The organism is Phyllobacterium sp. 628 (genome assembly GCF_014189505.1).
Classification (GTDB): domain Bacteria; phylum Pseudomonadota; class Alphaproteobacteria; order Rhizobiales; family Rhizobiaceae; genus Phyllobacterium.
Map to the genome: position 1 here is coordinate 3607259 of NZ_CP050301.1, position 13086 is coordinate 3620344.

Genomic DNA, 13086 nt, shown 5'->3' on the forward strand with positions numbered 1-13086 from the left:
GGGAGCTTTGGCAAAGTGCTGCTTATCGCAGGTCTTGGTAATCCGGGCTCCCAATATGCTGCAAACCGGCATAATATCGGTTTTATGGCGGCGGATGAAATACACCGTCGCCATCGCTTTTCTCCCTGGGCCAAAAAATTCAAGGCACTGATCGCTGACGGTATCATCGACGGCGAAAAGACCATCCTGATCAAACCCCAGACCTTCATGAACCTGTCGGGTCAGTCCGTTGGCGAAGCCATGCGCTTCTACAAACTGGCACTGGACGATCTCGTTGTCATTTATGACGAGCTTGATCTGCCTCCGGGCAAGTTGCGTGTGAAGACTGGCGGCGGCTCCGGCGGACATAACGGTATCAAGTCCATCGACGCGCATAGCGGCAAGGACTACCGGCGCATTCGCATCGGCATCGGTCATCCCGGCGTCAAGGAACTGGTGACAGGCTACGTACTTGGCAATTTTGCCAAGGCGGATGCTGAGTGGATTGAGCCTCTGCTTGGCGCTGTTGCCGACAATGCGGGCTATCTGGCCAAGCATGACGATACCGGTTTCATGAATCGCGTGGCTCTGGTCACCGGCAGCGGCAACAGGACCGAAGCAAAGGCCGAGGCGAATCCTGTTGCAAAACCGGCAGGCCAAAGCCATATCCGGCAGGCGCGTCAGGCAAAGCCAACCGTCAATATTCCAAAATCCGGCCCGATGGCCGACATGCTGAACAAGCTCTTCGGCAAGAAAGAATAAGGATCGCAGATTATGGGTTTCAAATGCGGCATCGTTGGCTTGCCCAACGTCGGCAAATCGACGCTCTTCAACGCGCTGACCAGAACCGCTGCCGCGCAGGCTGCGAATTATCCGTTCTGCACCATTGAACCAAACACCGGTGAAGTTGCGGTGCCGGACGCGCGCCTGCAGGCGATTGCCAAGATCGGCAAATCTGCCAACATCGTGCCAACACGTATCAGCTTTGTTGATATTGCCGGTCTCGTGCGCGGGGCGTCCAAGGGCGAAGGCCTCGGCAATCAGTTCCTGGCCAATATCCGCGAAGTTGACGCCGTGGTCCATGTTCTGCGCTGCTTTGAAGACGATGATATTACCCACGTGGAAGGCCGCATCGATCCAGTCTCCGACGCGGAGACGGTCGAGACCGAGCTGATGCTTTCCGACCTTGATAGTCTTGAGCGCCGCATCGTGCAGTTCCGCAAGCGTGCCGGCGTCAAGGACAAGGAAGCCATGGCCGTTCTTCCGGTTATGGAACAGGCTTTGACTCTGTTGCAGAACGGCAAGCCTGTTCGCTTCCTGCTCAACGGAATTGCTGCCGACGAGCTGCAGATCCTGCAGGACCTCAATCTTCTGACATCGAAGCCCGTTCTTTACGTGTGCAATGTCGCAGAAAGCGATGCTGCAACCGGCAATGAACACACTGAAGCTGTCGAAGAAATGGCGACGGCACAGGGTGCGGAAACCGTAACGATCTCAGCAGCGATTGAAGCTGAAGTTGCGCAACTGCCGGATGAGGAAGCCAAGGAATATCTGGATGCGATGAATCTGGACGAGCCGGGCCTCGACCGCCTGATCCGCGCCGGATACAAGCTCCTGCACCTTATCACTTATTTCACCGTCGGCCCGAAGGAAGCACGCGCCTGGACAGTTGAACGCGGTTCCAAGGCACCGCAGGCAGCGGGCGTCATTCATACGGATTTCGAGCGCGGTTTCATTCGCGCCCAGACAATTGCCTATAATGACTATGTCACCCTCGGCGGCGAAGTGCCGGCAAAGGAAGCCGGCAAGGCGCGCGACGAAGGCAAGGAATATGTGGTGCAGGACGGCGATATCATGCTGTTCAGGTTCAATACGTAACGGCAGGCTGCGTTAGGTCTGTCCTGTTCCAATTGGCAGCAAAATGGTGCGTGGTTCGACAAGCTCACCATGAGGGAGAGTGAGGATTGCAGGGATCTATGGTCTGCAATCTTTCCAATTGGATTTGCAGCCAACAATCTCCCTCATGGTGAGCTTGTCGAACCACGCACAAGACAGATGCAATCGACCTCTTGAACCAGAACCGCTCATGCCTATTATGGGCGCATGAGCCAATACAACCCCCGATATGCTTACGAGGATTTCACAGTCGGTAGCGAATGGCCGCTGCCTGCGAAATCCGTTGAAGCCAGCGAAATCATCGATTTCGCCAGTCAGTTTGACCCGCAGCCCTTTCATCTGGATGAGGCTGCCGGAAAGGCCAGCATTCTCGGCGGCCTCGCCGCCTCCGGCTGGCATACGGTCTCCATGTTCATGCGCATGATGTGCGACGCTTATCTTCTCGACTCGACATCGCAAGGTGCACCCGGCATCGATTTTGCCAAGTGGAAAAAGCCTGTTCTGGCCGGTGATACCCTGACCGGTAAGAGCACGGTGCTTGCCTGCCGCGTGTCAAAATCCAAGCCTTCTCTGGGCTTTGTCACGCTCCATCATGAAATCTACAATCAGCACGGCGTGGTTGTCTGCGAGCTGCAGAACACCGGCATGTTTACCCTGCGGGAGCCTGTAGCAGCATGAGCACCGCACTCGACGCATTGATCGGGATCGAACGCGATCTCGGCACGCACACATTCACCGCCGACGAGATCGTCACCTTTGCTAAAAAATACGATCCGCAGCGTTTCCATGTGGACCCGGAAGCCGCTGAGAAGAGTAATTTCGGTGCGCTCTGCGCCTCCGGTTGGCATACGACAGCGATGTGGATGCGGCTGAATGTGGAAGACATGAAACGTCAGGTCCGTGCAGCTATGGAGCGAGGCGAGACCCCACCGCAATTTGGCCCCTCACCCGGCTTTGAAGATCTGAAATGGCTGAAGCCCGTCTACGTGAACGATACGATCCGTTTTACCCGCACCTTGAACGGGTTTCGCGAACTGCAGTCACGGCCCGGCTGGGCGATGATGCAGATGTCATCGGCAGCCTATAACCAGAAAAACGAGAAGGTTCTGGAGTTCAACAGCGCCGCACTGATCCTGCTGTCAGCATAGAGCGCCGTAACGGGCGCTCAGTGGCCGTCGAAGGAAATAAGCGTCCGGACATTCACCCCGAGCGCTTCGAGCTTCTTGCGACCACCCAGCTCGGGCAGATCGATGATAAAGCAAGCCCCGACAATATCCGCGCCCATCTGCTGCAACAGCTTCACTGCGCCTTCTGCTGTGCCGCCCGTGGCAATCAAATCATCAACCAGAATAACCTTCTCACCCGGGATGATGGCATCACGGTGCATCTCCATCTCGTCCACGCCATATTCAAGGCTGTAGGCGATCCGCACCGTATCGTGCGGCAGCTTGCCCTTCTTGCGGATCGGCACAAAGCCGGAAGACAATTGATGAGCCATCGCGCCGCCAATGATAAAGCCGCGCGCTTCGATACCGGCCACCTTGTCGACCTTGCCCCCCGCATAGGGATGAACAAGCTCGTCGACCGCACGGCGAAACGCACGTGCATTGCCGAGCAAGGTCGTGATGTCACGGAACATGACACCGGGTTTCGGGTAATCGGGGATATTACGGATGGCATCGACCAGCGTCTGTTTCAGCGTAGAATCCATCTCGTCACTCCTTCGTGGCAAGCGGCCAGTCTAACGAGACTTTGCCGCAAAGAAAAGGGGCGCAAAGCGCCCCTTTCGCATCAGATAATATTGATCGATCAATGCTCGATATCAGCCCAGATCCGGCGCTTGGCGACGTAGAGCAAACCAGCGAACAGAACGAGGAAGATCATGACCCGGAAGCCGGTCTTCTTGCGCTCTTCCAGATGCGGCTCTGCGGCCCACATCAGGAATGCAGCAACGTCCTGCGAGTACTGTGTCAGTGTCGCGGGCGAACCGTCATCATAAGTCACCTGACCATCCTGCAACGGCTGAGCCATTGCGAGGGATTTGGCGGCGATGAAGTAAGGGTTGTAATGCGTGCCCTCGGGAATCTTCATGCCTTCCGGCGGTGTCTGGCCGAAGCCGGTCAGCAAAGCATGGATATAGTCCGGTCCGCCTTCCTGATATTGTCCCCAGACGATATCGATGAGGAACTGCGGAAAACCGCGTTCCACAGCGCGTGCCTTGGCGATCAGCGAGAAATCAGGTGGAGCTGCACCGTTGTTGGCGGCAGCCGCTGCCTGCGGATTGGCATAGGGCGATGGGAAATAGTCCGCCGGGATAGCCTTACGGGTGAACATTTCACCTTCCGCATTCGGGCCGTCCTGCACTTCATATTCACTCGCGAATGCCTTGACCTGCGCTTCGGAATAACCGAGCTCCGTCAACGAACGGAACGCCACAAGCTTCATCGAATGACAAGCGGAACAGACTTCCTTGTAGATCTTCAGACCGCGCTGCAACTGCTGCTTGTCGTAAGTGCCGAATGGACCCGCGAAGGACCACTTCATCTGTTCCGGATGCTTGATCGGGAAGTGCGTTGGTTCAGCAGCATTGTGGGCTGCTTCTTCTGCAAACGCACCGCCACCGAAAGCCAGCATGGTACCCAGACCAGCAGCTGCGAGACCGAGGAGGATTTTTTTCATCGGAGAGTCCTTCACGTTTCTCAGCCTTTGGTTTCCGGAGCGGCAGCAACACCTGAGGGCTGACCGCCACTCTTGGTCTTTGCAAGCACGGCTTCCGTGATCGAGTTCGGTATGCGGCGCGGTGTTTCGATCAATCCCAGCAACGGCATGATGATGATGAAGAAGCCGAAGTAGAAAGCTGTGCCCATCTGCGAGAACAATGTGTACAGGCCTTCCGCCGGACGCGAACCGAGCCAGCCTAGCATGATGGCATTGGCAACGAAGATCCAGAAGAACAGCTTGTACCAGGGGCGATAAACAGCTGAGCGAACCTTCGAAGTGTCAAGCCATGGCACGATGAAGAGGATCGCAATCGAGCCGAACATGGTCAGAACGCCGCCGAGCTTCGAATTGATCGGTCCGATGTTGAACGTGATGGCGCGCAGCATCGCGTAGAATGGCAGGAAGTACCATTCAGGAACAATGTGGGCTGGCGTCTTCAGCGAGTCAGCCGGGATATAGTTGTCCGGATGGCCCATGTAGTTCGGCATGTAGAAGACGAAGTAAGCAAAGAGGATCAGGAACAGCGCCATCGCAAACGCATCCTTGATGGTCGCATAAGGCGTGAACGCAACGGTGTCCGTCTTCGACTTGACTTCAATACCGGTCGGGTTGGTCTGACCGGTCACATGCAGCGCCCAGACGTGCAGGATAACAACACCGGCAATCATGAAGGGCAGCAGGTAATGCAGCGAGAAGAAGCGGTTGAGTGTCGGATTGTCCACGGCGAAACCACCGAGCAACAGCTGCTGAATCGGATCACCGATAACCGGGAACGCCGTGAAGAAGCCGGTGATAACCGTTGCACCCCAGAAGGACATCTGGCCCCAAGGCAGAACGTAGCCCATGAACGCGGTTGCCATCATGAGGAGAAGGATAATCACACCCAGAATCCACAGAAGCTCGCGCGGCGCCTTGTAGGAACCGTAGTAGAGCCCGCGGAAAATATGAATCCAAACGGCAAAGAAGAACATCGATGCGCCGTTGGAGTGCAGGTAACGCAGCAGCCAGCCGGAATTGACATCGCGCATGATCTTTTCAACGGAGTTGAAAGCCAGACCCGTGTCAGCCGCATAATGCATCGCCAGAACAACGCCGGTGATGATCTGCGCGACCAGCATGATCGCCAGAATTCCACCGAAAGCATAGGCGTAGTTGAGATTGCGCGGAACAGGATAGGCTACGAATGAATCATAGATCAGACGCGGCAACGGAAGTCGCGCATCGACCCATTTTTCGATACCTGTGTTCGGCGTATAGGATGAATGTCCACCGCTCATGTCGTGTCTCCCCCTGGAACCTTAGCCGATTTTGATGACGGTGTCGGAAATGAATGAAAGTGGCGGAACCGGCAGATTTTCCGGCGCGGGACCGGAGCGAATGCGTCCAGCGGTATCGTATTGCGAACCGTGGCATGGGCAGAACCAGCCGCCGAAATCGCCCTGCTGACCCAGCGGAATGCAACCAAGGTGGGTACAAACGCCGATCATGACCAGCCAGTTTTCCTTGCCTTTGCCAGCACCGCGATCACCGTCGTTTGCCGGAGCATCGCTTGGCAGATTGGCATTGCGCGCAATCGGATCCTTGAGCTGGCTCAGCTCGACGTTTTTGGCGTCTTCGATTTCCTTGGGCGTACGGTTGCGAATGAAAACGGGCTTGCCGCGCCATTTGACCGTCAGGGACATGCCCGGCTGGACCGCAGAAACATCAACTTCGATAGACGAGACTGCCAGCGTCGAGGCGTCCGGGCGCATCTGATCGATAAAGGGCCAAGCAAAGGCGCCCACACCGACCGCACCGGCCATACCTGTCGCAATATAGAGGAAGTCACGCCGTGTCGGCTCGGTCGTATCGTGTGCGCTCACGGGGCCTGGTCCTTTCCGAATAACAACGCCGCAGGAGAGTCCACTTTGTCACCAGAATAGACGACAGGCCCATCAAATGAGCCGCGCGGATTCCCCAGCATATTGCGTGGTTTCTAAGCATGTCGCTTGAGCTTGTCCAGCCTGACAGAGCCACAAGGGCAGGATGTCGCAGGGATAAGTCGCCACAGCTTTTCCACTCTTTCGCCATGAATCTCCTAGCGTTTTACCGCTGCGCTCATGTCCGCCCGATAAAGCCGCCGGATTGCCGCGCCCAAAGCCCGGCATAAAGCCCATTGGCAGCGATGAGTTCCTCATGGCTGCCGCTCTCGACAATCCGCCCCTCATCCATCACCACCAGCCGGTCAAGCGCGGCAATGGTGGACAGGCGATGGGCAATGGCAATAACGGTTTTACCCCGCATCAACCGGTAGAGATTGTCCTGAATTGCCGCCTCCACTTCCGAATCGAGCGCGGAGGTCGCCTCGTCCAGAATGAGAATCGGCGCGTCCTTGAGCATCACGCGGGCAATGGCGATGCGCTGCCGCTGACCACCGGAGAGCTTGACGCCGCGCTCGCCCACATGGGCTTCAAAACCGTGCCTGCCCTTGGGATCGGTCAGTGCTTGGATGAACGTGTCCGCCTGCGCGTTCTCCACAGCGTGCTGCAACAACTCGTCCGAGGCGTCAGGACGGCCATAGATGATATTGTCACGCACCGAGCGGTGCAGCAGCGACGTATCCTGTGTCACCATGCCGATGTGACCACGCAGCGAATCTTGCGTGACTTTGGCAATGTCCTGCCCATCGATCAGAATTTGACCGCCCTGCAAATCGTAAAAGCGCAGGAGAAGATTGACCAGCGTCGACTTGCCGGCACCGGAACGGCCAACAAGCCCGATCTTTTCGCCCGGCAGGACAGTGAGTGACAGATTGTCAAAAACGGGTTTTGAGCTGTCATAGTGGAACTGCACATTCTCGAAACGGATCGCGCCTTCGGTCACCACAAGCTTGGCTGCACCCGGCCGGTCAACCACCGTTACCGGTTGGGCCAGCAGCTCCATGGAATTCTGGATCGTACCGTAATTGCGCAAGAGCCCGTTGAGATTGGACATGGTTCGGCCCATCAACATGCTGAGGCGCAATACAAGGCCAAGCGTGAAGGCAATTGCACCCGAGGTAATCTCAGCCTTGAGCCACAGATCGATCGAAACGATCGCCACGGCACAGATCATCACACTGCTCGTTGCGCCAAGTGCAATACGGATACCGCTGAGACCACGCGTCAGTGGAATTATGGCGTCAAGCCAGCGCTGCATACCCTGACGCATATAGGCGTCGTCACGCTCGGTGCTGCCAAAGAGCTTCAGCGTCTGGATATTGCTATAGCCATCGACCAGCCTGCCGGTGACGACGGAACCGGCCTCGGCGGTTTCAGCGGCCGCCCGGCGTACACGCGGCAGAAAATAGCGGGCGATCAGACTGAAAACCACGAGCCAGATAATGACGATTGCCGCCAGCCGCCAGTCAAGATTGCCGACCAGCGCAATGGTCGTGATGCTGTAGACCACGCAGATCCAGAGGGCCTGCAGCAGCGTCATCATGAAATCGCCAACAGCCTGGCCGGTCGCCCAGACCTTGGTGACGATGCGGCCGGAAAAATCATTCTGAAAGAATGCAAGGCTTTGGCGATAGGTGTGGAGATGCGCCTGCCAGCGCACGAGATTGAAAAACCCTGGAACAACGGTCTGCTCTTCCACCAGCGCGGAAAGCGTCAGGATAATGGTCCGCGCCACCAGCACACCAATGAACATCAGGAGAAGCGGCGTGCTGTAATTCTGCATCAGGCCCTGCCAGCCCTTGGCTGGATCAACCTTGGTGAGGATGTCAACAAGACCGCCGAGAAACCAGAACATTCCCGCTTCAGTCAGAGCAACCAGACCACCAAGAACAAGCACCGCGCAAAATGCCGCCTTTGCCTGACGGACATAAAACCAGATGAATGGAAAAGGCCGTGACGGAACGTGATCGGCCGGTGGTGCCGCGTAAGGATCGATCCAGCTTTCAAACAGTCGAAACACATTTCTCATGCGATGCACATCCGGTCAGGGGCTTTCAGGATCAGACGTGCAGCGCGCGGCTGAAAAGGTACTTTTGAGTGAGTCCCGCCAGCCGTCAAATTAAAGTTCGTTTAGTTGGCTTCAATGAAAACGCCTCCCCGCATGACAGGGAGGCGTTATCGGAGACATTCATTGATCGCAGACGGCTATTCCGCCGCCGCCTGATCATCGTCAAGACCGAGGAAGCCGCCGGACTGCCGTGCCCAAAGGCTGGCGTAGATGCCATTGGCAGCGATGAGTTCCTCATGGCTGCCGCTTTCGACAATCCTGCCCTTGTCCATCACGACCAGACGGTCAAGTGCCGCAATGGTGGAGAGACGGTGCGCAATGGCAATAACCGTCTTGCCCTGCATGAGCCGGTAAAGATTGTCCTGGATCGCTGCTTCCACTTCCGAGTCGAGTGCTGAAGTCGCCTCATCCATAATCAGGATCGGTGCATCCTTGAGCATGACACGTGCAATGGCAACGCGCTGACGCTGGCCACCGGACAGCTTCACACCACGCTCACCGACATGCGCATCGAAACCACGGCGTCCTTTTGGATCGGTCGCTGTTTCGATGAAGCTTTCCGCCTGCGCGTTCTTCACGGCCTGCCGCATCAGATCGTCGGATGCATCAGGCCTGCCGTAGAGCACGTTGTCACGGATCGAACGATGCAGAAGCGACGTATCCTGCGTGATCATGCCGATATGCTCGCGCAACGAGTCCTGCTTGACCTTGGAAATATCCTGGCCATCGATGAGGATGCGGCCGCTTTCCAGATCGTAGAACCGCAGCAGCAGATTGACGAGCGTCGACTTGCCGGCACCGGAGCGTCCAACCAAACCGATCTTCTCGCCCGGACGGATATCAAGCGACAGCTTGTCGATGACTCCCGCGCCCTTGCCGTAGTGAAAGCCGATGGCGTCAAACGTGATGGCACCTGCGCGGACAGCCAGTTCCGGCGCGTCCGGAGCGTCAGTCACGAGCCGCGGTAGGGAAATGGAGGTAATGCCGTCTTCCACCGTGCCGATGTTCTCGAACAGTGCTGACATTTCCCACATGATCCATTGCGACATACCGTTGAGACGCAGCACCAGACCAATGCCCACGGCAACGGCACCAACTGAAATCGCCGAACCCAGCCACAGCCAGATGGCTATACCGCTGACCGAGAACAACAGCAGGCAGTTCATCCCATAGAGCGTGACGTGGAACCCTGTGACCATGCGCATCTGCTTGTAGGCCGTGGACAGGAACTCCTGCATACCCTCGCGAGCATAGCTTTCCTCCCGTTTGGAATGGGAGAACAGCTTGACCGTGGCAATATTCGTGTAACTGTCAACGATGCGCCCGGTCATGGACGAGCGGGAATCCGCCTGCGCCTTGGATGCCACCTGCAGCTTCGGGATGAAATACCACATCAAACCAACATAAGCGGCCAGCCAAACCAGGAACGGTATCATCAGACGCAGATCGGCAGCGGCGGCAATGATCAATGTGCCGCTGAAATAGACGATAACATAGTTCAGCACATCGAGCAGCTTCATCACCGCTTCGCGCACGGCGAGCGATGTCTGCATCAGCTTGGTGGAAATCCGCCCGGCAAATTCATCCTGAAAGAAGGTCATGGACTGGCGAACCACATAGCGATGCACCAGCCAGCGAATCCGCATGGGGTAATTGCTCAGCAACGTCTGGTGAATGACCAGCAGAATCGAGCAGCACGATGCCCGGCATCAGGATCAGCACGACACCTGCAAGCAAAGCGAGCTTCCAGCCTTCCTGGGCAATGAACGTTTCGCGCGACTGACTGGACAGCCAATCGACGACATTGCCCATGAACGCATACATCGACACTTCGAGGACAGCGATCGATGCGGTGCAGACTGCCATGACGGCGAGCCACGGCCAGACACCGCGCGTATAGTGCAAGCAAAATGCAACCAGTGTTTTGGGTGGCTCACTTGGCTCGGCGGATGGAAATGCCTCAAGCCTTTGTTCAAACCAGCGAAACATAATCAAACCTCTTTCGGGCAGCGGTCTCGGCAAGGAAAACGAGACAAGAATAAATTAGCGCGGATGGTAGCTATTGCGCTTGGGTTACCGGAGCATGATCGAAGTAAATGAAAGCAAACATGCAGACGCCAACCACGGACGAATGCGACTTGTGTCTTAGAAGAAAGAAACTACGCGGAAAAAACAGACACAAAACCGCCAACGACACCGGCCACAGCTTCATCGGGAGAAGCCATCCGGTTTGGAAGAAGTCGGAAAAATTCAGTCATCGACACCTCCAAAAGTTGGAGCAGTTTTTATCTCAATGGAGCCCGTTCTGTTTCTCGGATGGCGAGACAATCCACGCGGAAGGTAGTAAGTTCGATGTGGTTCATCGGACGAAACTACCTGACAAAGTGGGTGTCCGCCAGCCGGAAACCCGAAGGGCCGGGTGAATTCTGGCCAAATCCTTCGGTCTTCGGCTTCGTCCGATGGAAAAACATCGGCCTTACCAAATCCCTCGACCTTGACCGGAATTCCCTCCGGCAGAACGGCTCCCGTGAGACAAAAACTGCTCCCGGTTGCGGTGGAAACCCTATACCTATTATGAACAGAAAAAGCGAGAGCCTATTCTCATCAAACCGGCTCATATGAGTAAAATGTTGCCGATGGAGCACGCCGCCTGTGACTGACGATAAACCCGACCTGCGTATCGCGCTCTATCAACCGGATATTCCCGGAAATACCGGCACAATCCTGCGGATGGCCGCCTGCTTTGGTATTGGCGTTGATCTGATAGAGCCAGCGGGTTTCGATGTTTCCGACCGGTCGCTGAAACGGGCGGGTATGGATTACCTTGAGCAGGCCGCGCTGACGCGTCACGCCGACTGGCAGCATTTCCAGAATTGGCGCCTCGGCGAAAACCGCCGATTGCTGCTGTTCTCGACCAAGGCCGCCGTGCCTTACACAGAGTTTGCATTTCAGCCAGGCGATATATTGCTGCTGGGGCGCGAATCGGCTGGCGTGCCGGATGAGGTGCATCAGGTGGCAGATGCAAGATTGATTATTCCGATGGTGCCGGGTGCGCGTTCGCTCAACCTCGCGCTATCCGCTGCCATTGCAACGGGCGAAGCGCTGCGGCAATTCTCGCTGCCCTCATGAAAAACGCCGGCCATTGCTGACCGGCGTTTGATTTATTGACTCAAGCGGAATTACTTGATTTCGGCAGCTTTGCCGCCTTCCCACTTGAAAAGAACGAAGGTTGGCGTCGTCAGATCGCCGGTCTTTGCATAGGTCAGATCGCCGACAACTGTTGAAACCGGTGCGCCCGAATGCAGGGCTTCGGCCACTGCTGCCGGATCGGCTGAACCGGCCTTTTCAATACCGGCCTTGATGACCTGCAGCGCTGCATAGGCATTCAGCGTGAAGGCTTCAGCCGGAATGTTCTTGGCTTTCAGCGCGTCGATGATTTTCGAAGCGGACGGGTTCTTTGTCGGATCGGCACTGTTGGTGAACAGAGTGCCAGCAGCGGCATCACCGCCGATAGCCCAATATTCCGTGTTGGAGAGGCCTTCTGCACCGATGATCTGGGCCTTGATGCCCTGATCTGCAAGCTGACGAGCAATCAGGCCGCCTTCAGGATGGTAACCGCCAAAATAGATCACTTCAGCCTTCTCGGCCTTCAAGCGCGTAACAAGCGCGCTATAGTCTTTTTCACCAGCATTGATGCCCTGATTAACCACTTCCTTGACGCCGCCCTTGTTGAGCGCTGCCTTCAGACCATTGGCCAGACCGGTACCATAGGTGTTTTTGTCATAGACAATAGCGATGCGCTTGTCCTTGTAATGCTCGAGCATGTACTTGGCAGCCACGTCGGCCTGCTGATCATCGCGGCCGCAGGTACGGAACACGGTCTCGAGACCACGGGTGGTTAGATCAGGCGTTGTCGATGTCGGAGTGATCATCAGGATGCCATTTTCGGCCAGCACGTCGGAGACGGGCATGGAAACGCCCGAGGTTACCGGACCGACGACAAATTTGATGCCTTCACCAACCACCTGGTTGGCAACCGATACACCCTGCTTTGGCTCGCCCGCATCATCAAACAACTTGATGACAATCTTTTCCCCCTTGATGCCGCCTTCGGCATTGATGGCTTCCGCGGCGGCTTCCACACCGTTCTTCACCTGCATGCCATAGGCTGCGACCGGGCCGGTTACAGGCGCGATGTTGCCAATGACGATGTCAGCACGGGCGAACGAAGTCATCGCCATGACAGCCGTCAACGCCACGCCAGAGATCAACGATAAGCGCATAGTGTCCTCCATATATTTTTTATTGTGCAGCCGGAAGATTCTCCGGCGCTGGAAAAAGTTCTACTGTCTTTATGACATGCTGTCAGCCACGATTCATGACAATCCGGAAACCGACACTTGAAATTAATTGATGCAATTATGAAGAAAAGTGTTGGATTTTCAGTTTTTTCGTCTGAATTCTTGCCCTAATTTTCGAAATTAAGTCGTCTGAACGTCAATT

At 56.1% G+C, this 13086-nt stretch carries 11 protein-coding genes and 1 pseudogene; 5 read left to right on the forward strand and 7 right to left on the reverse strand.

The genetic code is table 11. The features are described 5' to 3' along the window. The first annotated feature begins 15 nt into the window (after nt 1–15). The 4 genes from pth to HB779_RS19370 all read left to right on the forward strand — a co-directional run bounded on the left by pth (nt 16) and on the right by HB779_RS19370 (nt 3023). The gene (pth, locus tag HB779_RS19355) at nt 16–741 is read left to right on the forward strand and encodes an aminoacyl-tRNA hydrolase (RefSeq protein ID WP_188343856.1); all 726 of its coding nucleotides are present in this window, start codon (nt 16–18) and stop codon (nt 739–741) included. A gap of 12 nt (nt 742–753) precedes the next feature. After that, a complete protein-coding gene (ychF, locus tag HB779_RS19360; protein WP_188343857.1) occupies nt 754–1857 on the forward strand; it encodes a redox-regulated ATPase YchF in 1104 nt (367 codons plus the stop codon). Between the two features lie 225 nt (nt 1858–2082). Further along, nucleotides 2083–2553, forward strand: coding sequence for a MaoC family dehydratase (locus HB779_RS19365; protein ID WP_188343858.1), 471 nt, complete (start codon nt 2083–2085; stop codon nt 2551–2553). Further along, nucleotides 2550–3023, forward strand: coding sequence for a MaoC family dehydratase (locus HB779_RS19370; RefSeq protein ID WP_188343859.1), 474 nt, complete (start codon nt 2550–2552; stop codon nt 3021–3023). The genes HB779_RS19365 and HB779_RS19370 overlap by 4 nt, the downstream gene beginning before the upstream one ends. Nucleotides 3024–3040: 17 nt before the next feature. On the opposite strand, the gene HB779_RS19375 is transcribed toward HB779_RS19370, so the two are convergent. The 6 genes and pseudogenes from HB779_RS19375 to HB779_RS19400 form a co-directional block, all read right to left on the reverse strand. Next, nucleotides 3041–3586, reverse strand: coding sequence for an adenine phosphoribosyltransferase (locus HB779_RS19375; RefSeq protein WP_188343860.1), 546 nt, complete (start codon nt 3584–3586; stop codon nt 3041–3043). A 98-nt stretch (nt 3587–3684) separates the two neighbouring features. Continuing rightward, nucleotides 3685–4554 (reverse strand): cytochrome c1, encoded by an 870-nt coding sequence (locus HB779_RS19380; protein WP_188343861.1) that lies wholly within the window; start codon nt 4552–4554, stop codon nt 3685–3687. Between the two features lie 20 nt (nt 4555–4574). Next, entirely contained in the window at nt 4575–5873 is a 1299-nt protein-coding gene (locus tag HB779_RS19385) for a cytochrome b N-terminal domain-containing protein (protein ID WP_188343862.1), read from the reverse strand. Nucleotides 5874–5894: 21 nt separating this feature from the next. Beyond that, nucleotides 5895–6458, reverse strand: a complete 564-nt coding sequence (petA, locus tag HB779_RS19390) for a ubiquinol-cytochrome c reductase iron-sulfur subunit (RefSeq protein ID WP_188343863.1) — start codon at nt 6456–6458, stop codon at nt 5895–5897. A 235-nt stretch (nt 6459–6693) separates the two neighbouring features. Next, nucleotides 6694–8544: an ABC transporter ATP-binding protein gene (locus HB779_RS19395; RefSeq protein WP_188343864.1), complete on the reverse strand. Its 1851-nt coding sequence runs from the start codon at nt 8542–8544 to the stop codon at nt 6694–6696. Nucleotides 8545–8720: 176 nt separating this feature from the next. Then, nucleotides 8721–10572 (reverse strand): annotated as a pseudogene (locus HB779_RS19400) (ABC transporter ATP-binding protein). 663 nt (nt 10573–11235) lie between these two features. On the opposite strand from HB779_RS19400, the gene HB779_RS19405 reads away from it, so the two are divergent. Next, complete coding sequence (locus HB779_RS19405; protein WP_188343865.1) at nt 11236–11712, forward strand: tRNA (cytidine(34)-2'-O)-methyltransferase; 477 nt, start codon at nt 11236–11238, stop codon at nt 11710–11712. Between the two features lie 50 nt (nt 11713–11762). On the opposite strand, the gene HB779_RS19410 is transcribed toward HB779_RS19405, so the two are convergent. Then, entirely contained in the window at nt 11763–12866 is a 1104-nt protein-coding gene (locus HB779_RS19410) for an ABC transporter substrate-binding protein (protein WP_188343866.1), read from the reverse strand. Between the last annotated feature and the right edge of the window lie 220 nt (nt 12867–13086).

Bases quoted from the DNA above. Each gene is read 5' to 3' on its own strand.
- HB779_RS19410 (WP_188343866.1), bottom strand. From the start codon at position 12,866: ATGCGCTTATCGTTGATCTCTGGCGTGGCGTTGACGGCTGTCATGGCG.
- ychF (WP_188343857.1), top strand. From the start codon at position 754: ATGGGTTTCAAATGCGGCATCGTTGGCTTGCCCAACGTCGGCAAATCG.
- HB779_RS19375 (WP_188343860.1), bottom strand. From the start codon at position 3,586: ATGGATTCTACGCTGAAACAGACGCTGGTCGATGCCATCCGTAATATC.
- HB779_RS19370 (WP_188343859.1), top strand. From the start codon at position 2,550: ATGAGCACCGCACTCGACGCATTGATCGGGATCGAACGCGATCTCGGC.
- HB779_RS19365 (WP_188343858.1), top strand. From the start codon at position 2,083: ATGAGCCAATACAACCCCCGATATGCTTACGAGGATTTCACAGTCGGT.
- HB779_RS19395 (WP_188343864.1), bottom strand. From the start codon at position 8,544: ATGAGAAATGTGTTTCGACTGTTTGAAAGCTGGATCGATCCTTACGCG.
- HB779_RS19385 (WP_188343862.1), bottom strand. From the start codon at position 5,873: ATGAGCGGTGGACATTCATCCTATACGCCGAACACAGGTATCGAAAAA.
- HB779_RS19380 (WP_188343861.1), bottom strand. From the start codon at position 4,554: ATGAAAAAAATCCTCCTCGGTCTCGCAGCTGCTGGTCTGGGTACCATG.